General features: G+C 66.1%; 24 protein-coding genes. 15 read left to right on the top strand and 9 right to left on the bottom strand.

The genetic code is table 11. The features are described 5' to 3' along the window. Position 1: 1 nt before the first annotated feature. Positions 2-1,114 (bottom strand): endonuclease/exonuclease/phosphatase family protein, encoded by a 1,113-nt coding sequence (locus tag WBP06_RS05040; protein WP_395332481.1) that lies wholly within the window; start codon positions 1,112-1,114, stop codon positions 2-4. Between the two features lie 165 nt (positions 1,115-1,279). Next, complete coding sequence (locus WBP06_RS05035) at positions 1,280-2,089, bottom strand: hypothetical protein (RefSeq protein WP_395332479.1); 810 nt, start codon at positions 2,087-2,089, stop codon at positions 1,280-1,282. Positions 2,090-2,295: 206 nt separating this feature from the next. Here WBP06_RS05035 and WBP06_RS05030 point away from each other — a divergent pair, with 206 nt between their 5' ends. Together WBP06_RS05030 and ligD are read left to right on the top strand one after the other, a co-directional pair. Next, positions 2,296-3,204 carry a Ku protein gene (locus WBP06_RS05030; RefSeq protein WP_395332477.1) on the top strand — a complete coding sequence of 303 codons (909 nt, stop codon included), beginning with the start codon at positions 2,296-2,298 and terminating at the stop codon, positions 3,202-3,204. Positions 3,205-3,207: 3 nt separating this feature from the next. Further along, positions 3,208-5,736: a DNA ligase D gene (gene ligD, locus WBP06_RS05025; protein WP_395332475.1), complete on the top strand. Its 2,529-nt coding sequence runs from the start codon at positions 3,208-3,210 to the stop codon at positions 5,734-5,736. A 171-nt stretch (positions 5,737-5,907) separates the two neighbouring features. Here ligD and WBP06_RS05020 read toward each other — a convergent pair whose 3' ends face one another. After that, positions 5,908-6,219: a hypothetical protein gene (locus WBP06_RS05020; protein ID WP_395332473.1), complete on the bottom strand. Its 312-nt coding sequence runs from the start codon at positions 6,217-6,219 to the stop codon at positions 5,908-5,910. A gap of 190 nt (positions 6,220-6,409) precedes the next feature. Continuing rightward, the gene (locus WBP06_RS05015; RefSeq protein ID WP_395332471.1) at positions 6,410-7,102 is read right to left on the bottom strand and encodes a FadR/GntR family transcriptional regulator; all 693 of its coding nucleotides are present in this window, start codon (positions 7,100-7,102) and stop codon (positions 6,410-6,412) included. A gap of 156 nt (positions 7,103-7,258) precedes the next feature. Here WBP06_RS05015 and WBP06_RS05010 point away from each other — a divergent pair, with 156 nt between their 5' ends. From WBP06_RS05010 to WBP06_RS04985, 6 genes are all read left to right on the top strand, one after another. After that, positions 7,259-8,731, top strand: coding sequence for an aldehyde dehydrogenase family protein (locus WBP06_RS05010; protein WP_395332469.1), 1,473 nt, complete (start codon positions 7,259-7,261; stop codon positions 8,729-8,731). An 11-nt stretch (positions 8,732-8,742) separates the two neighbouring features. Then, a complete protein-coding gene (locus tag WBP06_RS05005) occupies positions 8,743-9,528 on the top strand; it encodes a carboxymuconolactone decarboxylase family protein (RefSeq protein WP_395332467.1) in 786 nt (261 codons plus the stop codon). Then, the gene (locus WBP06_RS05000) at positions 9,518-10,336 is read left to right on the top strand and encodes an NAD(P)-dependent oxidoreductase (protein WP_395332465.1); all 819 of its coding nucleotides are present in this window, start codon (positions 9,518-9,520) and stop codon (positions 10,334-10,336) included. Before WBP06_RS05005 ends, WBP06_RS05000 begins: the two co-directional genes overlap by 11 nt. After that, a complete protein-coding gene (locus tag WBP06_RS04995) occupies positions 10,333-11,103 on the top strand; it encodes an SDR family NAD(P)-dependent oxidoreductase (RefSeq protein WP_395332463.1) in 771 nt (256 codons plus the stop codon). Before WBP06_RS05000 ends, WBP06_RS04995 begins: the two co-directional genes overlap by 4 nt. 15 nt (positions 11,104-11,118) lie before the next feature. Next, positions 11,119-11,904: an SDR family oxidoreductase gene (locus WBP06_RS04990; RefSeq protein ID WP_395332461.1), complete on the top strand. Its 786-nt coding sequence runs from the start codon at positions 11,119-11,121 to the stop codon at positions 11,902-11,904. A 130-nt stretch (positions 11,905-12,034) separates the two neighbouring features. Next, on the top strand, positions 12,035-13,423 hold the full coding sequence (locus tag WBP06_RS04985; protein ID WP_395332460.1) for an amino acid permease: 1,389 nt from the start codon (positions 12,035-12,037) through the stop codon (positions 13,421-13,423). 6 nt (positions 13,424-13,429) lie between these two features. On the opposite strand, the gene WBP06_RS04980 is transcribed toward WBP06_RS04985, so the two are convergent. Both WBP06_RS04980 and WBP06_RS04975 read right to left on the bottom strand, forming a co-directional pair. Further along, positions 13,430-14,506, bottom strand: a complete 1,077-nt coding sequence (locus WBP06_RS04980) for an alpha-hydroxy acid oxidase (protein ID WP_395332458.1) — start codon at positions 14,504-14,506, stop codon at positions 13,430-13,432. A gap of 77 nt (positions 14,507-14,583) precedes the next feature. After that, complete coding sequence (locus WBP06_RS04975; protein WP_395332456.1) at positions 14,584-15,381, bottom strand: energy transducer TonB; 798 nt, start codon at positions 15,379-15,381, stop codon at positions 14,584-14,586. A gap of 350 nt (positions 15,382-15,731) precedes the next feature. On the opposite strand from WBP06_RS04975, the gene WBP06_RS04970 reads away from it, so the two are divergent. From WBP06_RS04970 to WBP06_RS04945, 6 genes are all read left to right on the top strand, one after another. Beyond that, a complete protein-coding gene (locus WBP06_RS04970) occupies positions 15,732-16,385 on the top strand; it encodes a PepSY-associated TM helix domain-containing protein (RefSeq protein ID WP_395332454.1) in 654 nt (217 codons plus the stop codon). A gap of 11 nt (positions 16,386-16,396) precedes the next feature. Then, complete coding sequence (locus WBP06_RS04965) at positions 16,397-16,873, top strand: DUF2271 domain-containing protein (protein ID WP_395332452.1); 477 nt, start codon at positions 16,397-16,399, stop codon at positions 16,871-16,873. Positions 16,874-16,890: 17 nt separating this feature from the next. Continuing rightward, the gene (locus WBP06_RS04960) at positions 16,891-17,835 is read left to right on the top strand and encodes a DUF4198 domain-containing protein (protein WP_395332450.1); all 945 of its coding nucleotides are present in this window, start codon (positions 16,891-16,893) and stop codon (positions 17,833-17,835) included. 2 nt (positions 17,836-17,837) lie between these two features. Then, on the top strand, positions 17,838-18,818 hold the full coding sequence (locus tag WBP06_RS04955; protein ID WP_395332448.1) for an FAD:protein FMN transferase: 981 nt from the start codon (positions 17,838-17,840) through the stop codon (positions 18,816-18,818). Between the two features lie 170 nt (positions 18,819-18,988). Beyond that, on the top strand, positions 18,989-20,470 hold the full coding sequence (locus WBP06_RS04950) for an aspartate aminotransferase family protein (protein ID WP_395332446.1): 1,482 nt from the start codon (positions 18,989-18,991) through the stop codon (positions 20,468-20,470). Further along, positions 20,467-21,177, top strand: coding sequence for an HAD family hydrolase (locus tag WBP06_RS04945; RefSeq protein ID WP_395332444.1), 711 nt, complete (start codon positions 20,467-20,469; stop codon positions 21,175-21,177). The genes WBP06_RS04950 and WBP06_RS04945 overlap by 4 nt, the downstream gene beginning before the upstream one ends. On the opposite strand, the gene WBP06_RS04940 is transcribed toward WBP06_RS04945, so the two are convergent. From WBP06_RS04940 to WBP06_RS04930, 3 genes are read right to left on the bottom strand one after another with little or no spacing between them, the layout of a single operon-like run. Next, positions 21,160-22,191 carry a lysylphosphatidylglycerol synthase transmembrane domain-containing protein gene (locus tag WBP06_RS04940; RefSeq protein ID WP_395332442.1) on the bottom strand — a complete coding sequence of 344 codons (1,032 nt, stop codon included), beginning with the start codon at positions 22,189-22,191 and terminating at the stop codon, positions 21,160-21,162. The two genes, WBP06_RS04945 and WBP06_RS04940, sit on opposite strands and share 18 nt — an antisense overlap. Further along, positions 22,188-22,823: a response regulator gene (locus WBP06_RS04935; protein WP_395332440.1), complete on the bottom strand. Its 636-nt coding sequence runs from the start codon at positions 22,821-22,823 to the stop codon at positions 22,188-22,190. Before WBP06_RS04935 ends, WBP06_RS04940 begins: the two co-directional genes overlap by 4 nt. Continuing rightward, positions 22,820-24,490: a sensor histidine kinase gene (locus tag WBP06_RS04930; protein WP_395332438.1), complete on the bottom strand. Its 1,671-nt coding sequence runs from the start codon at positions 24,488-24,490 to the stop codon at positions 22,820-22,822. The genes WBP06_RS04935 and WBP06_RS04930 overlap by 4 nt, the downstream gene beginning before the upstream one ends. Positions 24,491-25,145: 655 nt before the next feature. On the opposite strand from WBP06_RS04930, the gene WBP06_RS04925 reads away from it, so the two are divergent. Then, on the top strand, positions 25,146-25,619 hold the full coding sequence (locus WBP06_RS04925; RefSeq protein WP_395332436.1) for a MucR family transcriptional regulator: 474 nt from the start codon (positions 25,146-25,148) through the stop codon (positions 25,617-25,619). The last annotated feature ends 56 nt before the right edge of the window (positions 25,620-25,675 follow it).

Raw genomic sequence — 25,675 nt, 5'->3', positions numbered from 1 at the left:
TTCAGATCCGTCCACCGCCGAGCTGCAAGGCGTAGTGGACGGTGTAGCCCATGTGATCGGACAGCATCGATCCGTCCGGTTCGGTGCCGAAGGGGATTTCGATCCCCACCGGCGCCAGCCGCACGGGGCCGCCATCGAAGGTGAACTGCATGTCGCGCGCCTTCCTGTGGATCCAGCGCGCATCGGAAAGCCGCGCCATTCCCGCCGGATCGGCGCCGAAGCGACGGCTCAGCGCATCTTCGCCATCCGCACCGGGCACTCTGTCCAACGCGCCATGCAGCATGGCGATGCGGTCCGGACGCTGACCCTGATTGAAATCCCCGGCCAGAATGGTGGGTACGCCGTCCGCCCGATCCCGGGCCAGCAGATTGCCCAGAAATGCCGCCTGCCGGGCAAAGGCCGTATCGCTGCGCGTCGAACTGGTGCCCGAAGCCTTGCGGCAATTGAGATGCGTGGTCGCCACGCGCACCGCGCCGCCGCCCGGAAGGGCAAGCTCGGCCACCAGCACACCCTTGGCGGCAAGGCAATCGTACCCGGCGCAATCGGTCGGCGGGAAAGCGGCGCGCTCGATCCGGCGAATGGGCAGGTCCGACATCAGCACCAAACCGCTGTCGACCTGAGCGGAGCCGGTTTCGCCCAGCAGCCAGTTGCGCGTTGCCGCCTGATCCGCGTCGGGCGCCGCGCGCACCTGCGGGCCCACCACGACGTGGGCATATCCCGCCGCCCGCGCGATGGCCTTCGCCTCGGGGATGAATGCCTCCTGCAGGACCACGACCTGCGGCTGGCGCCCCATGCGCCGCAACTGGGCCAGCCGGTCACCGATCGCCGCCAGCGCCTGCGGCCGCCCGCTGGCAAGCGGCCAGGGCAAGCCCTTCACATTGTAGGTCATCACCGAAAGGTCGGCGTGTCCCGCCGCAGGCATCGCCGCGGAAACAACCGGCTGCGCCAGCGGAACCGCCGTTGCCGGCTGGCCGCCCAGTGCCTCCGCCAGCAGGCAGAGGACTGCCACGATCGCGAACAGCACCCCCGCCACCCGCGCATTCGACGCACGTATCTTCGTCGCGAGAAGCAGCTGCGCCCCCGCAGCTCCTCCCGCCCCAATATAACCGAACATGTCGCTCCCCACTCACGGGTTTCCGCCCATCTGCGCGGGTAGGCGCACGAATTGACGACGTGATGATGGAACGGCGTCAGTTCGGTTACGCCCCGCTCGATCGGGCAGGCTATTCCGATGACGCCGCCATGCGGATCGTTCCGCAGGTCGACATGCAGGATGAGGCTACTTTAGCGCTGGAACCCGGCTGGCGACCATTTCCGTGCTCTTGCGCTCGATGGACCAGAGCACGCGCGCCGGCCCTTGCTCCCAGCCGATCGCCTGCCCGTCGGTGGGCAATGCAATGGTGGTGACATGTTCCAGCACGCTGCCCTTTGCCGGGAGCTTTAGCGCATACATCTCCGGCCGGTCATGCCCGGTCACGTAAAGCAGTCCATCGTCGCCCCAGCTTCCGCCTGAGGCGCTGCGCGGGGCAAAGCGATCCAGCACGCTGTCGGGGAAAGTCCAGAGCCCGGTCTCGCGCATCCGGTCATCCAGCCGCACCAGCGTCGTCTGGCGATGATCGCGGCCCGGTTCGCCGCCCTTGCCATCGTAATTGGCATAGCAGGCGTACCATGCGCCATCGCGACGGGTCAGCCAGGTCAGCGATCCATGGCCATGGCCCAGCGAATAGGTGCGGCGCAGCTTCAGCGTGGTCGCGTCCAACCATAGCACCTGGCTGGACATGGGCACCTTCGGATAGTTCGACGCGGCGCAGACCAGATCCCGCCCGTTCAGCTCGCAGGAATTGAGGTGCGGGAAACGCGCGGGATCGCCATTCCAGCGGGCCACGCGCTGTCCGGTCCTGGCGTTGTACCGCCCGACTTCATGATCGCCGATGGCATAGACAGAGCCGTGCCCGGCCGCCACGCCCTGACGCGCTTCCTCTGCGGGGATACGACGCAGTTCTTCCGCCGCCAGCGGGGGCTGATGCGTGGAAACGTCGGCGGCTGTCGGTTGCAGCGCGGCGGCGGCGAGCAGAAGCAATGCACTCATCGGAAATCCGCTCCTAGCCGCCCGTCCTGCAATTTCATGATCATATCCGGTCCTTCACCGTCCGTCTAATTCGGCCAGATGACGACTGGATCACCATTCCGTGATGGTTCGACGACAATGCCATGATCGGCAAACGCCATGCCGCGCAACTGCTGGCGGGAACCCTGCCCGGCCCTTGCGGCTTATCCCCGCGAAAGGACCGGGCAATGGCCGCACGCGCATATTGGCAGGGACAGATCAGGCTCGCGCTCGTCTCGATCCCGGTGGAGATCTATCCCGCAACGCGATCCGGCGCGGCGATCCAGTTCCACCAGATCCATGAGCCCAGCGGCAAGCGCATCCGCTATGAAAAGGTTGCCCCCGGCGTGGGCCCGGTCGATCGGGAAGAGATTCTCAAGGGCTACGAGATTTCCAAAGGCAATTACGTCCTCCTCGATGATGACGAGATCGAGGCCGTGCGGATCGAGAGCCGCCGCACGCTGGAACTGGTGCAGTTCGTGGAGGCCGACGAAATCGACGTGCTCTATTACGAAAAGCCCTACTTCGTCATCCCGGCCGACGATCTGGCCGAGGAAGCCTATGTGGTCCTGCGCGATGCCTTGCGGGCCAGCCGCAAGGTGGGGATCGGCCAGTTGGCCGTGCGCGGGCGTGAGCAGTTGGTCTCGCTGAAGCCCTGCGGACACGGCATGGTGCTGGAAGTGCTACGCTATGCGGATGAGGTGAAGAAAGCGCAGGGCTATTTCCGCGAGATCGGCGATGCCAAGCCCGACAGAGACCTGCTGGATCTTGCCACCACGCTGATCGAAAAGAAGACCGCACCGTTCGATCCGGCCGAATTTCATGACCGTTATATCGATGCCCTCCATCGCCTGATCGACAGGAAGGCCAAGGCGAAATCCAATCGGCGCGTGCTGGAAGATGTCGAGGAGCCGGCCGCCACTGGCAAGGGCAATGTGATCGACCTGATGGCCGCGCTACGCAAGTCGGTCGGCGAAGGCGGTTCAGCCAAGAAGACGCCGGCGCCGAAGACTTCGGCCAAGAAGGCGCCTGCCAGGAAGCCGGCCGTCAAGAAGGCTGCCACGCCCAAGACATCGACCCCGCGAAAGCGGGCCTGATCCATGGCCACGCGCAAGTCCGCCGCCGATCCGCTGGCCACCTACAACGCCAAGCGCGATTTCGCGAAGACCGCGGAGCCTGCGGGCAAGGCCGAACGCAGCGCCGGCGGCAACCTCTTCATCGTCCAGAAACATGCGGCGCGGCGGTTGCATTGGGATTTCCGGCTGGAAGTGGACGGTGTGCTCAAGTCCTGGGCGGTAACGCGCGGCCCCAGTGCCGATCCGGATGACAAGCGGCTGGCCGTGCGCACCGAAGATCATCCGCTCTCCTACGCCGGTTTCGAAGGGCGCATTCCGCAAGGCGAATATGGCGGCGGCACGGTCATGCTGTGGGACAAGGGCACGTGGGAGCCTATCGAAGGCAAATCCGCAGCGGACCTTGAGGAGGGACATCTCCATTTCCGCCTTCATGGCGAGCGGATGCAAGGCGAATGGCTGCTGGTCCGCATGAAGGGGAGGCCCGGCGAAAAGCGCGACAACTGGCTGCTGCGCAAGGTTGCCGACGGTCACGAGGTCTCGAGCGACAGGCTGGTGGACGAAGGGCTGACCAGCGTGCTGACGGGCCGCTCCATGGCCGAGATAGAGGCAGACAAGGCGGGAACCCAGTCGCTTGCCGGCAAGAAGGGCAAGGCCTTCGCCGAGACCATGGCCAAGGCAGCCGAACATGCCGAAGCCAAGGCCAAATCGCCGCGGCGTCGCCCGTCAAAAGCGGCAAAAGCGCCGAAATTCCGCAAGCCGCAACTGGCCACACTGGTGGACGATGTGCCTACCGGCAACCAGTGGATGCACGAAATCAAGTTCGACGGCTATCGCGCCCTCATCGCGACGGCAGGGGACAGCGTGGCCGTCTACACCCGCAACGGGCTGGACTGGACCGACAAGTTCGCCCCGATCGCCGCAGCCTTCACCGCGTTGGATTTGCCGCCGGCGCTGATCGACGGCGAAATCATCGCGCGCGGGAAAGACGGCAATCCCAATTTCTCGTCCCTCCAGGCCGTGCTGAAGCGTGGACATGGCACGCAGGGGCCGAACGATGCGCTGGAATTCCACGCATTCGACCTGCTGGAAGTCGACGGAGAAGATCTGGCCCCGCGCCCGCAGATAGAGCGCAAGGAAAGGCTGGAAGCGCTACTGGCGGAAGCGCCACCGCCGATCTTCGTGGCAGACCATGTGATCGGCGCGGGCGAACGGCTCTACCGCACGATGTGCGCGGCGGGACAGGAAGGCGTGATCGCCAAGCGGATCGATGCGCCCTATCTCGGCCGCCGCACGCGCAACTGGGTGAAAGTGAAGTGTTCGCGCCGTCAGGAATTCGTGGTGGTGGGCTGGTCGAAATCCGGCGCGAAGGGACGGCCGTTTTCCTCACTGATGTTGGGGCAGTACGGTGGCAAGACGCTGGTCTATCGCGGCAAGGTCGGCACCGGATTCGACGGTGCGCTGTTCGAAGACCTTGCCGCGCGCATGGCCAAACTGGAACGCAAGACCCCGCCGCTGGACGTGGACAAGGCAGAGGCGCGCGGCGTCACCTGGCTTAGCCCCCGACTGGTGGCCGAAGTGGCTTTTGCGGAATTCACCGGCGAAGGCCGGGTGCGCCACGCCAGCTTCCTTGGCCTGCGCGAAGACAAGCCGCCGGGCGTAGTCACCCAGGAAAAGGTCCAGCCCATGCCCGATGCGGAACCGACCATCGCCATCTCGCACCGCGATCGCGTGCTGTTTCCCGAAAGCGGCCAGACCAAGGGCCAGTTGGCCGACTATTACGCGAACATCGCCGCGCTGATGCTGCCCTTCGCGGCGAACCGCCCGATCAGCCTTGTCCGTTGCCCGCAGGGGCGCGCCAAGAAGTGCTTCTTCCAGAAGCATGACAGCGGCGCCTTTGGCGCGCACGTCCACCATGTTCCCATCCACGAAAAGGCCGGCGGGACGGAGGACTATCTCTATGTTTCCGATGTGGAGGGCCTGCTGACCTGCGTGCAGATGGGCACGATCGAATTCCACGGCTGGGCATCGCGCGCGGATACGGTGGAACGGCCCGACCGCATGATCTTCGATCTGGACCCGGACGAGGGGCTGGACTTCGCCGATTGCCGCAAGGCCGCGCAGGAAATCCGGCGCCAGCTGGCCGATCTGGGCCTGGTCAGCTTCGCGATGCTATCGGGCGGCAAGGGCGTGCATGTGGTCGTGCCGCTGAAACTCGGCCATGACTGGGATGCGCACAAGGACTTCGCGCACCGCTTTGCCGAAGCCATGAGCCAGGCCCAACCCGACCGTTATGTGGCCACCATGAGCAAGGCCAAGCGCAAGGGCCGCATCTTCATCGACTGGTTGCGCAACCAGCGCGGCAGCACCGCCGTCCTGCCTTATTCCGCCCGGGCGCGCCCCGGAGCGCCGGTCGCCGTGCCGATCGATTGGGACGAACTGGCCGACACGAAGAATGCCCACCCCTTCTCGATCGACGATGCCGCCGCGCTGCTGGATCGCGCCGGATCGCTTCGCGGATGGGGCTTCGCGGAGCAATCGCTGCCCGCGCTTTGAAGCCGATGAATCATCGGCACACCCGGATCTGGTGGCAATCCCTCAAGACGGCGAGCGTGGCCTTGCAGGCATCCTTCCCTCCCTTTGCGGGAAGGCGCGTTTTGCTCGCAATACTCCCTGTATCCGTTTCAGGCGTCGTCGTTCGCTGCGACGCCCCGATATTCTTCAGGCTTACTCCGCGATCAGCGCGCTGATGCGGTGCGAGAAAGGATGACCCGGCGTTGCGCCGCGCGCAATTTGAGTAAACCGGCCCTGTTCCAGCAATGAAAGACGGGCTTCCAGAAGAGGAACGTCTTCACCCTTGCGAACATCGATATGCACATGAAGCTTGCCGTTGAAGTCGAGGCTTATCGCAGCTGCTTCCGGAAACTCGGCATGCAGCAGCTTCAGAATTTGATCGAGTTGATCCGTCAAGCTTTTTGCGTCGGATTGTGCAGGAAGTACGCCACCGTCTATCGAATAAATACGTGCATCTTTTGACATATGCCAAACGGCCCCTGTTGATCTGCACAAACCATCTTAACTGAATTCCCTTAGGGAAGAACGCTATATTTTGGCTTCGATCAAAGATTTTTTCCCCAGCCAGCAAGCGGCTGGCGCGGTTGGAGACTTTGACATTTCCCCGTCGCTCTGACCGCGACTCGGAGCGGAATTTGACCCGAATCGGGATGTTTCAGGCCCGGTGCGCCATGACGACGGCACGGTTCTGGCGGTTCGCCTCGAACCGCGCGAGGTCGGGATCGCCTGCCAAAATCGCGGCGATGATCCGCTGCCGGCCCTCCCGCCAGTTTTCGAAACCGATGCCCGCCATTTCCACCACCGTGCCGCCTTCGCCGGACGCGTGGTGCAAGGTCACACGGGTCAACATCTCGAACAGCGGGCGGCGCACCATCTGGAACAGCAGTTCCTGGAACGCCCCCTCGAACTCACCGAATTCCGCCATGCTACGATAATGCGCGGTTTCCTCGCCCAGCGCCTTCAGGCGCGCGCGCAGGGGCGCATCGGTGCACCGCGCGGCCGCCGTCGCCAGTTCGGTGAACAGCAAGGACGTCATGTCCAACGCTTCCTGATACCCCGCCGGGTGCATCCGCATGTACGAGGACAGCGATCGTTCCAGCGCGGCATCGTCCGGCCGCGCGCCATAATAGCCGCCGCCGGGACCGCGCCGCACTTCCAGCAGGCCTTCGTGCTCCAGCACGCGCGCGGCCTGCTGCAGCGTGACGATGCCCACTTCCAGTTCCCGCGCGAGCTGGTGCAACGCCCCTAGCAGCGTGCCGGGCGCGCAGGCGAAAATGCGGTCGCGCAACGTCTCCGTCGTGCGGACGACCAGATTGGTTCCCTTGCGCCGCCCCGGTGTCCGTTCCACTCTCCCCTCCAATACTATGCATAGAATTCCAGATATCACGACATTTTCTGCACATTTTCGGCAAATTCAAGTCAATTGACCACGTATATTTAGCCCCATACCCTCTCCCACAACCGAGCGGCCGAAGGCGCCGCCACTGGAGAGGATTGAACGAGGATGGGCTTCCAACATCCCGACATCTCGGCATTTCCCGAGATTTCGCTGGTCATCGGCGACGAACGCGCACGCTCTGGAAGCGGCGCCGACTGGGGCCATGTCTACCCCGGCACCGGCCGCGTCACCCGCGAGATCCGCCTGGCCAGCCCAGCCGACGTGGACCGCGCCGTCGCCGCCGCCAAGGCGGCGCAGCCCGCGTGGCGCGCGCTACCGGGCGACAAGCGGCGCGACCTGATGTTCCGCCTTGCCTCGGTGATCGAGAGCAAGGCCACGGAAATGAGCCCGCTGCTCACCGCCGAGAACGGCTCGATCCTGATCGCGGGCGGGCACATGAGCCTCGATGCCGCGCAGAAGTTCCGCTATTTCGGCGGCTGGGCGGACAAGATCGACGGGCGCACCGTCTCCACTTGGGGCGGGCCCGCGCACGACTACGTGATGTACGAACCTTACGGCACCCTGGGGGTGATCGTCCCCTGGAACGGCCCGCTGTTCGCCGCGACGATGGTCATGGCGCCTGCCCTCGCCGCCGGCAACTGCGTGGTGCTGAAAGCGCCCGAACTGGCGCCGTGGTCGCTGATGAAGCTGATGGAAGCCATCCACGAAGCCGGCTTCCCGGCGGGCGTCGTCAACCTCGTCACCGGCGGTCCGGACGTGGGCGCGGCGATGGTCAGCCACCCTGGCATCGACAAGATCGAATTCATCGGCAGCGGCGCTACCGCGAAAAAGATCCTGGCCAGCGCGTCAGAGACACTGAAGCCCGTGGGCCTCGAACTCGGCGGCAAATCGGCGGTGGTGGTCTTTGCCGATGCGGACCTTCAGGCGGCCGCCAAGCGCGGACTTTCCGGAGCGGTCAGCGCCAATGGACAGGGCTGCGTCAACGGCACGCGCCTGCTGGTGGAGCGTGCGATCTACGAGCCTTATCTCCAGATGCTGCAGGCCATGGCCGCGCATGTGAAGGTGGGCGATCCTTTCGCAATGGACACCTTCATGGGCCCGGTAATCTCCCAGACCGCGCTTGATCGCATCGACGGCATGGTCCGGCGCGGTGTCGAACAGGGCGGCGAAGTGCTCTGCGGCGGCGCCCGGATGGAAGGCGATCACGGCGAAGGCTACTTCTATCCGATCACCGTGCTGGCCGGCGTCACGCCTGCGAGCGAGATCGCCCGCAACGAGGTGTTCGGCCCCGTCCTCGTCGTCACCCCGTTCGACAGCGTGGAAGAGGCGATCGCGCTGGCCAACGACAGCGACTACGGCCTTGGCGCCTATGTCCACACCACCAATCTCACCCGCGCGCACCGCGTCGCCGGGCAGATGATGGCCGGGCAAGTGCAGGTCAACGGATCGGGCGAGGCGATGACGCCCTGCGTGCCCTTCGGCGGCATGAAGCATTCCGGACACGGCCGCCTGGGCGGGATCGAGGGCCTGCGCGAATTCCAGCAGGTCCGCAACGTCTGGGTCAACCTGCAGGATTGAGGAGAGCGAGAATGGCACTGCTCCAACCCGATGAGCGCAATGCGCGTGGCCTTGCCACCGAGGCTGAAGTCACCGCCCGCCCTGCCCGTCCGCCGGCGACATTGCTGGAGGAATCGTGGCGCGATTTCGTCTTCGCGGAAGTCTGGACACGGCCGGGGCTTCCCCGCCGCCCGCGCTTTCTCGTCGCCATCGCCAGCGCCGTGACCTGCGGCCTGGAAGATCGCCAGATCGACGATTTCGTGCGCGGCGCGCTGACCAGCGAAACCCTCACGCTCGCCGAACTGCGCGAGGCGGCACTGCACCTTGCCGTCTATGCCGGTTGGGGCAATGGCGGCAAGCTGGACCGCGCCGTGACGCGCGTGGCGGAAGAACTGGGTCTGCCGCCCGCCGATGTGCCGGCGATCTGCCCCGAACCCTGGGATCCGGACGTCCGCAGCCAGCGTGGGCATGACGAATTTGCGCAAGTCATGACCTTCCCGCCCGGCCCTCCGGCGACGCCCTATCTGGAAGGCATCAACAACTTCGTCTTCGGCGAAATGTGGTGCCGTCGCGGGCTGGACGAACCTTCGCGTCGGTGGATCACGCTGGTCGGCGTTTGCGAATCCGGCGCGGAAATCCCGATCCGCAGCCATATCCACGCCGCGATGGCGAGCGGCAACTGCTCGGCGGAGGAGATGCGGGAATTCTGCCTGCAGTACGGCACCCATGCCGGGTGGCCCAAGGCTTCGCGCATTCAGGGCGTGGTGCTGGAGATGATCGACAAGGTGGCGAAGGGGCTCCCCTGGCATGCCAAGTGACAGACACGCGACTGGCTTCATCGGCCTCGGTTCTCAGGGCGGGCCGATGGCGGAGCGGATGCTGGCGGCCGGATTCGAACTGACCGTCTGGGCGCGACGGCCTGAGGCTGCGGACGACCTCGTCACCAAGGGCGCGCATCGTGCGGCCTCAATCGCCGAACTAGGCAAACGCTGCCAGCATATCGGCGTGTGCGTGGTGGACGATGCGGGCGTGGAGCAAATCTGCACCCAACTGCTGCCGGTGATGAAGCCGGGCAGCGTCCTCGTCATCCACTCCACGATCCTGCCGCAGACCTGCGAGCGACTGGCGGAGGAAGCGGAAGCGCGCAGCATCGCCGTGCTCGATGCCCCCGTCAGCGGCGGCGGCGCGGGGGCGGCCGCAGGCACGCTCACCGTCATGTGCGGTGGCAGCGAAGAGACATTCACCAAGGCACTGCCCGTGCTGGAAAGCTTCGCGGGCAAGATCGTGCTGCTCGGCCCGGTCGGCTCCGGCCAGCGCGCCAAGATCGTCAACAACGCGCTGATGGCGGCCAACATGGGCCTGGCCCATGCGGCGCTCTCGCTGGGCGAGACGCTGGACATCGACCGCGCGGCAATGGCCGATCTGGTCACGCACTCCAGCGGCCGCAGCTTCGGTTTCGAAGTCTACGCTCGTCTGCCATCGCCCACCGCCTTTGTCCATGGCGGCAAGCTGCTGCGCAAGGACGTGGACCTGCTCGGCGCGATCACCACGCCCGATAATGCCTTGGCGCGCGCCGCCAATCCCTTCCTCGACGCGGCATTGGCCGCAATGGAGCCCGCCCCATGAGCGTGATCTTCAAGACTCTGGACATGACCGGCAAGGCCGCCGTCGTCACCGGCGCCGCATCCGGCCTCGGCCGCATGACCGCGCTGAAACTGGCAGAGGCGGGCTGCGACCTCTGGCTGGTGGACGTGAACGCGGCCGGGCTGGCTGAAACCACCGAACTGCTTGCCCCACATGGCCGCAGCGTCGGCAGCGAGGTAACCGACCTTTCCGATCCCGCCGCCTGCCACGCCGTGATCGCCCATGCGGTGGAAAAGTTCGGCCGGCTCGATGCGCTCTGCAACGTTGCCGGGCTGATCTACCTCGCCAACACGCCGCAGATGCCGCAGGCGCAGTACGAACGGACCATCGACGTCAACCTCAACGCCCCGTTCTTCCTCTCGCAAGCGGCGATCCCGCACTTGCTGGAAGTGAACGGTGCGGTGGTCAATGTCGCCTCCTGCGCGTCCTACATCGGGGAGGCCTATGCCGCCGCCTATTGCGCCAGCAAATGGGGCCTCGTCGGCATGACCAAGGCCATGGCGATGGAATTCCAGAAGAAACCCATCCGTATCAACGCCGTCGCGCCCGGCGGCATGATCACCAATATCGCGACCAATTTCACCCCGCCGGAAGAGTGCGACTTCGAACTGCTCAAGCGCTTTTCGGGCCTGCGCGGGCAGGTCGAGGTGGAAGACGTGGCCGACCTTGTCGTGCTGCTCGCCTCCCCCGCCGGTCGCGGCTTTCACGGCGCCTGCCTCTCGCTCGACGCGGGCATCACGGCAGGCTGACAGGAGACGATTGCAATGACATTCACCCTCGATCAGTTCCGCCTCGACGGCAAGGTGGCCGTCGTCACCGGCGCAGGCGGACGCGGCAATTCGATCGGCCGCGCCTATGCACTGGGCCTTGCCAACGCAGGCGCTTCGATCGTCGTGGCGGACCTCAACGGCGATGGCGCCAAGGCTGTGGCGGACGAGATCGTCGCGGCCGGCGGCAAGGCCGTGGGCGTCCAGGTGGACGTGTCCGATGAAGCCTCCACCCTTGCCATGGGCGCGACCGCGAAAGAGGCGTTCGGCGGCGTCGATATCCTGATCAACAATGCCGCCCTGATGGTCGACGTCAGCTACGACAATTGCGAGACCATCGCGCTGGACGCCTGGAACAAGGCCTTTGCGGTGAACCTCAACGGCGCGCTGCTCTGTGCGCGTGCGGTAATCCCCTCGATGCGCGAACGTGGCGGCGGGCGGATCGTCAACCAGACCTCGGGCGGCGCTTTCCCGGCCACCGGCCTCTACGGCATCACCAAGCTGGCGCTGGTCGGTCTGACCACCTCGCTCGCCAAGCAGTTCGGCAAGGATGGCATCACCTGCAACGCCATCGCCCCGGGCAACGTGACCTCGGACGCGGGCAAGATGCTGGTGCCGGACGATTCGCCGTTCATCCAGTTCCTCAACATGACTTGCGCGCTCAGGGCCCGTGGTGCGCCGGATGAACTGGTCGGCACGGCTCTGCTGCTCTGCTCGGAAGCGGGTGCGTGGATTTCCGGCCAGACCATCCACGTCGACGGCGGCTGGGTGCTGCGGCCGTAAGCTTCGGCAAAGGCGCAATAAAAGGCAACCGCCGCGTAACAAATTGTGCGAGGGACGCAATCATGTCTTGCGTTCCTCGCCAAATCCTGCTGCCTCGCGCCGATCAAAACATCACGGTAGAGAGGCAGCGATGAACTTCATGACCCGGCGGAAGCCGCTCGTCCCGGCGGGACAGACCGGCAGCGGCCTGAAGAAATCGCTCGGCTGGCCGCACCTGATGGCGCTGGGCGTCGGCGCGATCATCGGCACCGGCATCTACACACTGACGGGCGTGGCGGCGGGCCTTGCCGGCCCTGCCGTGGTGCTGTCCTTCGCGATTGCCGGCGCGGTCTGCGCCTGTGCGGCGCTGTGTTACGCAGAAATGGCCAGCCTGACGCCGCAGGCCGGCAGCGCCTACACCTATTCCTACGTCGCGGTGGGCGAAGCGCTGGCCTGGGTGATCGGCTGGAGCCTGATCCTGGAATACACGCTGGTCTGCTCGGCGGTTTCAGTCGGCTGGTCGGGCTATGCCTCCGGGCTGATCCGCCAGGCTGGATGGGGCGTGCCGGACTCGCTGCTGGCGGGCGGCGCGGTCGACGTTCCGGCCATCTTCATCGCGCTGGCCGTTACCGGCGTGTTGCTGGCCGGCACGCGCGAAAGCGCGACGCTGAATTTCATCCTCGTCATCATCAAGATGATCGCACTGGCCGCCTTCGTGGCGCTGGCCTTGCCTTCGTTCGACCTTGCCCACTTCCAGCCCTTCGCTCCGTTCGGCTTCGGCGCCACCGATATCGACGGCAAGAAGTTCGGCGTGATGGGCGCGGCGGCCATCATCTTCTTCGCCTTCTACGGCTTCGACGCGATCTCCACCGCGGCTGAGGAAGCCAAGAACCCGAAGCGCGACCTGACGATCGGCATCATCGGATCGATGGTGATCTGCACGCTGGTCTATGTCGGCGTTGCCGCCGCTGCGCTGGGCGCAGTGCATTTCACCCTCTTCGCGCCCAGCCCGGAGCCGCTGGCCTTTGTGCTCAAGAGCCTGAACCACCCCGCCGCCGCCGCCCTGATCGGCATGGCCGCCGTCGTCGCGATGCCCACCGTCATCATGGTCTTCATGTTCGGCCAGAGCCGCGTGTTCTTCGCCATGGCCCGCGACGGGTTGCTGCCGCATCGCCTGTCCACCGTGAACAAGCGCGGCGTACCGGTGGCAGTCACCGTGCTGACCGGCCTTGTCGCCGCGGTGATTTCCGGTCTGATGCCGCTGGACGCGATCGCCTCGCTCGCCAATGCCGGCACTCTGGCCGCCTTCATCGCCACGGCCATCGCAGTCATGGTGCTGCGCCGCCGCTCGCCTGAGCTGGAGCGTCCCTTCGTCACGCCGCTGGTGTGGCTCATCGCCCCGGCAACCGTGCTCGGCTGCGCTTATCTGTTCACCAGCCTGCAGCTGCGGACGATCGAATTCTTCGTGATCTGGAACGTGATCGGCTTCGCGATCTACGCCATCAGCGGCACGCTGCGCGAGAAGGCCGCTCAGGCCTGAACGATCTCAATCGACGGCGATCAGATCGCCGTCGATATCGGCAAGGCGGGCGCAACCCGTTTGCGCCATCGCCAGTTCGAATTCGGCACGTAGGATATGCAGCATATGCGCAACGCCTGCCACGCCGGCGACCGCCAGCGCATGGAGTTGCGGGCGGCCGACCATGACGGCACTTGCCCCCAACGCCAGCGCCTTCAGCACATCGGTTCCACGCCGCACCCCGCCATCCAGCAGCAGCGGCACACGGCCCTCCACCGCCTCCACCATGCCAGGTAAAGCCGCCAACGGTGTGACGAGCCCATCCAGCACGCGTCCGCCGTGGTTGGATACGACGATGCCGTCCGCCCCGTGTTCCATTGCCAACCGGGCATCGCGGGGCGAAAGCAGTCCCTTGATCACGATCGGCAGGCGGGTTTCGGCACGCAGCCACGCGATGTCCGCCCAGGTGGGCGCGGCGGCAGCAAGCGGGGTGCCGAACACGATGCTTCCGCCTGCCGCTTTTGTACGCTGCGTGGTGCGGGGGAACGCGGCCAGATTGGCTGCCTCGACCCCGTGCGGCAGCGGGAATTCGGATCGCTTGATCGCGGCATCGACCGTAACCATCAGCACTTCGTAGCCTGCAGCCTCCGCCCGGCGCACCAGTTCCAGACTGTGCGAACGCTCGGGCTGGAAATAGAGCTGGAACCACAACGGCGGCAGCGCCCGCGACAGCGCGGCGGCCGCTTCCCGTGCGGCTTCGGCGATCTGTTCCAGCGGCAGGCTGGAAAGTGTGCTTACCACCATCGTCGTGTCTAGCGCGGTGGCCGCCTGCATGCTGGCCACTTCCCCATCGGGATGGGCAAGGCGGTGGTAGGCGACCGGCGCCAACAGGATGGGCGCGGCATGGCGCCGACCGAACAGGTTCAGCGCGGTGGATCCGGCAGACAGGTCCTGCAACATGCGCGGCACGAAGCGCAGCGCACCGAATTGCGCACGGTTGTCAGCCAGCGTCAGCCCGTCGTCGCTGCCCGACTGGACATGATCCCATGCATCGGCGGCAAAGTGGTCGGCCGCGCGTCGCTCGTAATCGCAAAGCGATCGCAAGTCGGCGGAAATCGCGGCGAGCGGCGGCAGGCGGGACAGAAAACAGGCTCCTTGAAACGGCGTTTGGCAGTGCCGCGTCAGGTCTGGAGCACGAAAGGAATCTCGACAAGCCCGCGCACCATCACCGCAGCGCCATCGCGCTTGGTGGGGGACCATCGCCAGCGGCGCACCGCCGAAAGCGCGGCGTGATCAAGCCGGTCGGAACCGCTGCTTTTCGAGATCGAGATGTCGGCCACCTTCCCATCGAGATCGAGCAGCAGGGCAAGCACCACGGTGCCCTGTTCATGCTTGCGACGCGAATCGAGCGGGTAGCGCGGCGGCTCTGCCGAGATCATCTTGGAGGACAGATCGCCCGCGTTTTCCACGCGCGGCGCCGGTGCGGCCGCGGCGGGTGCGGAAACGGGTGCGCTGATCGGCGCGGATGCCACCATGGCCACGGCCGGTACCGGGACCGGCACCGGCGATGTCACGATCGGCGGCGGATTGTTGGTCAGCACCACGGGTGGCGGCGGCGCGACGATCGGCGAAGGCGGCGGCGGCAGCACCGGCTTGGGCTCGGCCTGTTTGGGCGGCGGCGGCGGCACCGGCGCGCTCAGGTCCGCAACGACGATCCGCTGGCGCAGCGGCTTTTTGAAATCGACGACGTTCATCGCCAGGATCGTTGCCAGCATTCCGGCGACGACGGCCAGCGAAGCGGCTACGGCGGGCAGATTCGCACCGCGCGCATCGCCGTATCGCCCGGACGCCTGCCATGTGCCGAGGGCGGTGGCGACCGCGGCCTGCGGCATCGCGATCACTTCCCCCATGCCGCGCAAAGCAGCGGATTCCGGTCGCGAAATCGGGGCCGATTGCGGAATCGAAGCAAGTCCGGTCAAGATAGGATTCCCCTGAAGGACGGCCAACCCGCCCCAGCTATTGCGAGGCATTCTCATAGCTGTAACAAGGCCCGCCGTCGAGATCATTTCCGCGCGGGGCCTGGAACGGGCGCCCAAGCGATATGCCGGCGGTACGCTGACGGGACATTGAAGGCACCTAAACGACACCTAAACGGCAGCGGGGCAGCCCCGGGGCGGCACCGAAGCGGCCCCGCCCAGCGCGCCATGCGCCGACGCGAAGGTTATCGCTCACGATGCAAGAAGGCTCTGGCGCTATCGGCGCGATGTGATATGGGCCTTCTTGCTAATGCCTCTCAACAACGAGAATTCGCACCCATTCCTGACCGGGCATGCCTTCTGTGAACCCTTCCGAAACCAAGAACCTCCCCCGCAAGAAGTCGCGCAAGTGGCGGAACTGGTGGGTCAAGCAATTGCACACCTGGCACTGGATCAGCGCCGCGATCTCGCTTGCGGCGATGCTGTTCTTCGCAGTGACGGGCATCACCCTGAATCACGCCGCGTCGATTTCCGCAAATCCGGTGGTGCGCGATACCAGCGGCCAGCTTTCGCCCGCGCTGCTCGCCACGCTGACCGCCAAGAGCGACGATGCCCCGCTGCCCGCGCCGATCGCGGCGGCGGTGCGCGGCGCCGTCGGCCTGGACGCCAGCGGCAAGCCCGGCGAATGGTCTGACAGCGAGGTCTACGTCGCCCTGCCGCGCCCGGGCGGCGACGCCTGGGTCAGCATCGACCGCGCCAGCGGCAAGATCACGTCGGAAGTGACCGATCGCGGTTGGATCTCCTACCTGAACGACCTGCACAAGGGCCGCAATTCCGGCTCCGCATGGTTCTGGTTCATCGATGTCTTCGCCGCCGCCTGCATCCTGTTCACGGTGACCGGCCTCTTCCTGCTTCAGGTTCACGCGCGCCATCGCCCGTCCACCTGGCCCGTCGTTCTTGCGGGCATCGCCCTTCCGGTCGTGCTCGCCCTCCTCTTCATCCATTGAAGGATCCACCGATGCGTCTGACTTCCATGATCCTGCTGGGCGGCGCAGTTGCCGTTCCCGCCTCTGCCGCGACCGTCACCGTGACGATCCCGCAGCTGAAGGTTGCCGAATATCACAAGCCCTATGTCGCGGTCTGGCTGGAGCCGGTCGGCGGCGGTGCGCCGCGCACCATCGCCGTGTGGTATGACCTGAAGAAGAAGGGCAACGAACCCGGCACCAAGTGGCTTGCCGACTTGCGCTCCTGGTGGCGCAAGGGCGGCCGCAGCATGGCCCTGCCGGCCGACGGCGTCAGCGGTGCCACGCGCGGCCCCGGTGCGCAGACGATCCCGCTGCCGCGCGATCTGAAGCCCGGCGCCTATGTGCTGAACGTGGAAGCCGCGCGCGAAACCGGCGGGCGCGAGCTTGTCACCCTGCCGATCTCGGTCCCGGCAGCCAATGCCAGCGCCAGCGGCAAGACCGAACTCGGCACTGTCACGCTTTCTCGATAAACGGGGGTTTTACAGACATGAAAGCTTATGCAACCGGCCTGCTTGCCGCAGCCGCGCTTATCGCCATTCCCACCACCGCATCCGCGCATCGCCAGTGGCTGCTGCCGTCGGCGACGACGCTGGCCGGCACCGACGGCTGGGTAACCGTGGACGCCGCCGTTTCCAACGACCTGTTCGATCCCGATCACTTCCCGATGCAGACCGACCAGATCCAGGTCACCCAGCCGGACGGCAGCAAGGGCCAGATCCAGAACGCCGCCACCGGCCGCTATCGGTCCATGTTCGACGTGCAGATCGACAAGGCCGGCACCTGGAAGATCGGTACCGCGTCCAGCAATCTGGGCGGCACCTTCACGCTGAATGGAGAGACCTGGCGCGTCGGCGGCCGTCGCGGCCCGCCGGCTGGCGCCCCCGGCATGGCGCCTCGCGCGCCCGGCGGTGAAGCCGGCGGCCCACGCCCGGCTGGCGGCCCTGCCGGCCCCGGTGGTCCTGCCGGCCCCGGTGGTTTCGCCGCCGGCAAGTCGGTCGCCAGCGTGGCCGAGATTCCGGCCGGCGCCACCGACATCAAGCTGACCGAATCGAGCAGCCGCAACGAATTCTTCGTCACCGCCGGCGAGCCGACCACCACCGTGCTGAAGCCCACCGGCAAGGGCCTGGAATTCGATCCGGTGACGCACCCGGACGATCTGGTCGCCAACGAACCCGCCCGCTTCCGCTTCGTGATCGACGGCAAGCCAGCGGCCGGACTGACCGTTACCGTGGTTCCCGGCGGCAAGCGTTTCCGCGATGGCGAACATGCGCAGACCCTGACCACCGGCACCAACGGCACGGTGGAGGTCAAGTGGCCGTTCGCCGGCGTCTACTGGCTGAACGCCACCGCGACGGACAACCACGCCGCCGACCCGCGCGCGACCGAACGGCGGATGAGCTACACCACGACGCTGGAAGTCCCGGCGCCCTGACCATGCGCATCGCGCTTCCCGCGCAGATCGATGAACATGCCTTCGCCGACTGCGATCCTTCGATCGCGGTCGGCGAAATGCGTGGGGAGACGATGGGCACGACCTGGAGCCTGCGCTTCGTCCTGCCCCGAAACGGCGCCGTCGAGGCGGCGGAAATCCGCGCGGCCATAGAGGCGCGGCTGGCCGGGATCGTCGACCAGATGAGCCATTGGGAACCGCGATCACTGCTCTGCCGCTTCAACCGCGCGGCGCCCGGAAGCTGGACCACCCTGCCCGACGACTTCGCACGGGTGATCCATGCCGGCCTTGCCATTGCCGATGCCAGCGAGGGCGCCTTCGATCCCGCCATCGGCCGCCTTGTCGATATCTGGGGCTTCGGCCCGCCCGGCCCGCAACCCCGCCCGGATGCCGAGGCCATCGACACCGCGCGTGCGGCATCGGGCTTCACCCGCCTTGTCTGGGAACCGGAAACGCGGCGCCTGCGGCAGCCCGGCGATCTTGCGCTGGATTTCTCAGGCATCGCCAAGGGATACGCGGTGGATGCCGTGGCCGATCTGCTGGCCGGCATGGGCATCGTTCACGCGCTGGTGGAGATCGGCGGCGAACTGGTGGGGCGCGGCGTGCGCCCGGATGGAGAGCCCTGGTGGGTCGATCTGGAAACCCCGCCGGGCCTGCCAGACATGCCGATGCGCATAGCATTGCACGGACTGGCCGTCGCCACATCGGGCAATTACCGGCGCGGCGAACACACGATCGATCCGCGCACCGGGCAACCGACCGAGAACGGCCTCGCCTCCGTCAGCGTGCTGGCACCCAGCGCCATGATGGCGGATGGCCTGACCTCTGCACTGACCGTGCTCGGCCCCGTGGCAGGCCTGCACCTCGCCACCCGGCGCGGCATCGCCGCTCGCTTCGTGACCAACCACGGCGGCGCGCCTAGCGAACTGCTGAGCCCGGCGCTGGAAGCCATGCTGGCCGACTGATCGGCGCGCGGAACCGGGCCGGATACGGCGCGTGCCCCCTCTCATCCCCCTTCGAATGCTACCAATGGAGAACGCGGTTCCGGCTATCGGCTATTCCGGATTATAAGGTCTTGTAGATACTGCCATGCCCGTGTTCCCGCTAGGATTTCCACCGTTCAGGGGAAAGGGAGATGCGGCGGGTGACAGCCTATTCGAAGATTGAGGTGCCCCGGCGTGACCGGGAACTGGATCGCCGGCTGCTGTCGCTCAACGATGCGCTGGCGATCGACAACGAACGGGCGATGGACCTCTACGCCGCGCATCTCAATCGCTACATGCTGCAGGTCTATGCCATACTAGGCCTGCGCAACATGGACATCGCCAGCGCCCAGGGTTGCGAGATCGTGCTGCGCGACGGGCGGCGCATACTGGACTTTTCCGGCGGCTTCGGCGTGCTGGGCCTTGGCCACAACCACCCGCGCATCATCGCCGCCGAACGCCGCTGCCATGACGAACTGGTGCCCGACAGCCTGCGCATCGCCCCGCACAAGCTGCAAGGCGCGCTGGCCTACAACATCGCCCGCTTCCTGCCAGAGCCGCTGGACGTCTCATTCCTGGCCGTTTCCGGCGCGGAGGCCAACGAAGCGGCGATGAAGCTGTGCCAACGCGTGCAGGCGCCGAAGGGCAAGACCAAGTTCCTCTGCATGAAGGGCGCCTTCCACGGCAAGACCCACGGCCCGCTTTCGGTGACCACCGCCACCGACGTGCAGGGCGGTTTCCTGACCGGCGTGCCGAGGGAGAACGTGATCTATTGCCGCTATGGCGACATCGCCTCCGTGCGAGAGGCGATCGAGCGCGAAGGCGGCAGGGACAACGCGATCGTTGCGGTGATGGTGGAGACGCTGCGCGGCACCTCCTGCGAATCCCCGCCGCCCGATTACTTCAACCAGCTGGTCGCCACCTGCCGGGCGGCGGATATCCTGACGATCTTCGACGAAGTGAAAGTCGGCATGGGCCGCACCGGCCGGTTCTGCGCCTTCCAGCACGAAGATGCGGTGCCGGATGTGGTGACGCTGGCCAAGACGCTGGGCGGCGGCAAGCGCGAGATGGGCGCGATGGTCACGTCGCAGGCCTTGTTCGACAAGGCCTATGGCAAAGCCGCCGATCCCGGCCTGCACAGCGCCAGCTTCACCGCGCTGGGCGAAAGCTGCGCCGTCGCGATCGAGGCGCTGAACGTGCTGGCGGACGAACGCCTGATAGAGCGGGCGGAGGCCATCGGCGCCCACTTGCGCGCGGGGCTGGAACGGCTGCGCGCCAAGTATCCGCGCTGCATCGCATCGCTGCGCGGCAAGGGCTGCTTCCAGGCCGTGGAGCTGAATTTCGGACAATTCATGGCCGCCAAGGTGGTCGACGTCCGCAAGAACACCCTGTTCGTCACCTGGGAAACCGTGCTGGTCGGCGCGCTCACGCGTGAGCTGTTCGAACGGCACGGGATCCTGGCCCATTTCCAGCCCGGCGCGCGCGATCTGATCCACTTCATGCCGCCCTACGTCGTGACCGAGGAACAGGTCGACAAGCTGATCGTCGCCCTGGACGACGTGCTGGGGCGCGGCATTGCCGATGCCACCGTGCGCTTCGTCTACAAGAACGTCAGGCGCGTGCTGCGACGGTGACCGTCGCCATCGCCTGGGAGGGCGTGCGGCTGGTCGTGTTCGACCTTGACGGTACGCTGTACGACCAGCCGCCGCTGCGGCTGGCCATGGCGCGCGAATTGGGGCTGCATTGCCTGCGCGGCCGCAGCACGCAAACGCTGCGCACCTTGCGTCATTTCCGGCAGGTGCGCGAAAAGCTGGGCGAAGGCAGTGGCAGCGCCGACTTCGCGACCGAGCAGTACCGCCTTACCGCCCAGCTTTGCGACCGTCCGGAACGGGAAGTGCGCGCGCTGGTGGAGGAATGGATGGAGCGCCGCCCCCTGCCCCATCTGCCCCGCTACAAGGCGCGCGGGATAGACCGCCTGTTCGCCGCGATTCGCGCCAGCGGGCGCACGATTGCCGTATGGTCCGACTTTCCCGTCACCGCCAAGCTGAGGGCGCTGGGCCTTGCTGCCGATCATGCGATCTGGGCGGGGGACGAGGGCATCGGCCGGCTCAAGCCCGATCCTTCCGGCCTGCGCGCACTGATGGAACGCAGCGGCGCAACACCGCACCAAACGCTGGTGATCGGCGATCGCATGGATCGCGACGTGCGCGCGGCCACGGCCGCCGGCACGCGCGCCCTGCTCCGTTCGCGCCGGCCGCACGCGCGCGCCGCCAGCTTTCGGCACTACGACGATCCGGTCTTCGCCCCGGTCCTGCGCGACGCCCTACGCGGCGTGGGCTGAGGGAGCCGTCGGCTGGCGCTGCGCCAGTCGCCCACGCATCAGCAGCAGCCAGCCGATCCCGAACAGCGCCGTCGGCAGCCACAGCACCAGATGCGCGACCAGGATCGTCGCCGTTGCCGGTTCGGCCGGAATGCCCAGCGCCACGAACACCAGCACGCCGAACACCTCGAACGATCCGAAATGCCCCGGCAAAGCGGGAACCAGCGTGCCCAGCGTCGCCACCGCAAACGCCGTCAACGGCTTCAGCCAGGCATCCGCCGCGCCGCCCAGGCTGAGCCATGCACCGATCATCACAAGGCTTTCCAACAGCCACAGCCCGATGGAGAGCAGCAGCATCCGCGCCATGCGCCGCACTTCCCCGATCGCCCGCACCGCCTCCGCCACCGAACGTGCCGCTTCGGCCGCGCGGGCGATCAGCCGGTGGGGATAGCGCCTGGCCAGACTGCCGGCGGTCCGGGCGGCCAGCGCCGGCACCGCCAGCACGCCGATGCTCAGCAGCACGACCACGCCCGCCGCGAAGCGCAAGCGCATCATCGCCTCATGCGGCAGCGGCGCATCGACCAGCCACAGCGCCACGCCGCCGATCACCAGGATGGCTACAAGGTCCAGCACCCGCTCAACGATCATCGCCGCCACCACCAATCCGGCCGGCAGCCCGAAGCGGCGGTGGAACCACCAGACGCGGAACACGTCGCCCAGCCGGAGTGGCAACACGTCGCTGATGCCGAAGCTGGCGATGAACGGCGCCACCGTGGCCTTCAGCGTCAGCCCCCGCCCCCCCGCGGGATCGAGCAGGAAGCGAAACCGCGCCGCGCGCAGCACGAAATCCAGAGCATAGGCCAGCAGCGCCAGCACCAGCGGCGGCCAGGTCGCCCGCGCCATCAGGGCCGCCACGCGGGCCATGTCCACGGTGTTCCACAGCAGCGCCAGGAACACGCCGCCCAGCACCAGCCCCGGCAATACGCGCAGCCATTGCCCACGCCAGTTGGCAGCTTCGACGCCCGTTGCGCTCACGAACGCTCCTCCACATGGCGGACGAACAGCGTGGCCAGCGTGGTGCGGCTGGAAATGCCCAGTTTGCGGTAGATATTGTGCAAGTGGATGCTGACCGTCCCCTCCGTGGAGCCGACCGTGGCGGCGATCGCCTTGTTCGAGAATCCCCGGCAGACCAGTTCGCTGATCTCCCGCTCACGCGGGGTCAGGCTGGCGATGGCTTTCGGCACGTCGATGCCGCCGTCCTCCCGGGCGCGGGCGACCAGATCTTCCGGCAGCCACTTGCGCCCGGCACCCACTTCGCCCAGGCAATCGACCAGCGAATGAGCGGCATAGTCCTTCAGCAGCAACCCCCAGACGCCCAATGACAAGGCCTCTGCGATCTGGCTGCCGGTCATCGTCGCGGAAAGGAAGATCACGCGCACCGGCCAATCCTGTTCGTGGATCACCTTCAGGATCGCCATGCCGCCGACATCGGGCATCGTCACGTCCAGGATGGCGATGTCGGGCCGCTGATCGCGGATCACGCTGAGCGCGCGGATTCCGCTGCCCGCGGCCTCCACCAGTTCGATCCCCTCCGTGGCGCGCAGCAGGTCGGCCAGGCCGCGCAGCAATAGCGGATGATCGTCCGCCACGACGACGCGCCGGCTCATGCCGCCATCTCCCTGACCGGGATCACCATCGTCACTTCCAGCCCCGGCGTACCGCTGTTGAGGAACATCGAGCCTCCGAGTTGCAGCACCCGCGCCCGCAGCGAGACGGAACCCTGCCCGCCCGACGCGCAAAGCCCGGTGCCATTGTCCACCAACGTCAGATGCATGGCCCCGCCTTCATGGCCCGCCCGCAGCCGCACGCTGGATGCCGATCCGTGCCGCACCGCGTTCGATGTCGCCTCCGACACGAGCTGCACGATATCCTCCACCGTGCGCCTACGCAGATGAAGCGGCGCGCCATGCCAGTCGAACGGCACCGCCACGCCCCACTTGCGTTGCAGCAGTTCCGCTTGCCGACGCAGTTCGTCCGCCACATCGACCGGCCGTTCGGCACGGGATTCGCGGTGATCTTCCACGAAGCGGCGGATGCGGCGCTGCTGTTCGGTCACCAGATCCTCGATCTCCCGCACTTGCCGCCCCGCGTCCTCCGGCGACAGCGTGCCCGCGCGCGCCGCCAGCGCGCGCAGTTTCAGGCTCGTCGCCGTCAGGTCCTGCAGCACACTGTCGTGCAGATCCTGCCCCAGCCGGTTGCGTTCCTCGACACGAACATTGTCGGCATGGCGCGCGACCAGATCGATCCGCTCCAGTTCCGAGCCTGCTCGGGTGGCAATGATATCGCAGAGCAACGCGGCATCTTCCGGCCGGCAGTCCGGATCCGCGATCAGGATCGAACCGCGAAAGCGCAGGCCGGAAAAGCCCGCGATCACGGCAAAGTCGTGCACCGGCACCGACGGCAGATCGAGATTTTCCAGCAACGCCGCGAAAATATCCGCCTCGCCCCCGGTCAGCACGCGCCCTTCGCCCCGATCGAAAATGCCGCTGCGATCCACCTCCACGCGGTCCCACAGCACCGAGTTCTCCAGGTCCGCCAGCGCCACGCCGTCTCCGTTCCAGGCCGCGACGACGCCGTCCGGGCGATCATGCTCGCGCCAGACCACCATCATGTGCCGGCTTCCGGTCACGCCCCCCGCATGACTGCACAATTCGCCCAGCCAGGCACGGCGGCTGCCGAGCGCCCGCTCCATCGGCCATTTTGCCAGCCGCGTCAGCCGCTCCCGGCTGTTCTCGCGATAGGCGCCGAAATAGCCGAGCATGATCGCCGAAAGTAGGAAATAGGTCGATCTCGCGATCAGCACGTTGAGTTCGGATTCACCGTCGAGCGTATCGGGAATGCCCACGGCGAACAGCGCCACCTCCAGCAACAGCGCGCCTAGTATCGCGCCGACGAAGCCCCAGCGCACCGTCATCGCCATCAGCGTGAACGGCAGGAACGAGAAGAACGGACTGGTCAGTTCGTCCGTCAGGAATGCCAGCCAGCCCAGGATCGCGGTATCGGCGACGTGGAACACGAAATGGACCGGACTGTCGACCGGGCGGCGAACCGGCGCCATCAGCAGGACAATCGAGTAGATGAGGTAGAACGACAGCACGTGGCGTGCCTCGGGCAGCGAACGGCCCGGTTGCGTGGGGTCGAGGTAGATCGCCAGGATCGCGAAGCAGGCGGTGACAAGGCGCCCCACCGAGATCAGCCGATTGGGATCGGTGACCAGCAATGTATTGCGTACCAGCGTCAGCCCCGGGAAATTCCAGTGCGAAGCCTCACGCATTCGCCGGTTCCCTATGCGCCTGTTCGCTGCATGACTGCTCATGCCTCCGGCCTCCGCCAGCATTGCCCGCCCCCCGAGCTTTGCACGTGTTGCGATCAGGATAGCACGGCGCAATGAATTGTTCGGCCCTCATTCGAAGACATACGATCGCCTTTGGAGGGATTGCAGCGTCTATTTCGAGATGGCGTTAGCTGCGGGGTGGGCCGATACTGACAAATCTTTTTGAAAAATGCCCTTGCGGACATTTTTTTCAGCGGCACCGGCCCACTCCCCCACCCGCCCCCCAACGATAGTATCCTGAGGGTGGTCGGGTGGGGAGTGGGCCGGTGCCGCGAATTCGCCTTCAGCGAATTTCAAACGCTTCCAACCACGAGTCCATCGCATCAATAACTGCACGGGCCGAAAGTCCGCGAAGCGCCGTGTACGACGCTTTTCCATCGCGCCCCGCCAATTCCTTGGCCAATGCTGTCGTAAATTTGCGTAGGCAGCAAATGGTGCCGCTCTACACGCCTACAAAAACGATGCAGGGTGTTTCAAAAACGTACGCGTTGCAGAAAAGATGCCGGAAAGCAGGTTGTGCGACTTGCTTAATCCTTCGCGGAATGATTGTTCTATGAAATCGCATCAACAAAAAATTCGGGCAACAGGTTAAATCATGGCAGACGTCGCTCTTCTTGAACTCGCCGCCGACATCGTCACCGCGCATGTCGCCAACAATCCCGTCACGCCGGACGAACTGCCCAGGCTGATCCAGTCGGTCTACGGTTCGCTGGCGAAGCTGGGGCAGCCTGAAGAGGAAGTGGAAGAGAAACGGACGCCTGCCGTTTCCGTTCGTTCGTCGGTCAAACCGGACAGCATTGCCTGCCTCGAATGCGGTGCGCGACTGAAGACGCTGAAGCGCCACCTTGGGTCGGAACATGGCCTTACCGCCGCGGAATACCGCGCCCGCTGGAACCTTCCCGCCGACTATCCGATGATCGCGCCGGACTACGCCGAAAAGCGCAAGGCGATCGCTCTCGAAATCGGCCTGGGCAACAAGGGCGGCCGCAAGAAGGCCGCCGCGAAGGCCGCACCGGCAGGTGAGCCGAAGCGCCGCGCCCCGCGCGCCAAGGCCGAAAAGGCCGAATAATTCCGGCCCTTCGCGGGCAACCAAACAAACAGAAAAGGAGCGGATCCTTCACGGGA

Source organism: Novosphingobium mississippiense, assembly GCF_044029535.1.
Classification (GTDB): Bacteria; Pseudomonadota; Alphaproteobacteria; order Sphingomonadales; family Sphingomonadaceae; genus Novosphingobium.
Note: the sequence above shows the minus strand (reverse complement) of the source record. Positions and strands in the feature narration are given on the sequence as shown.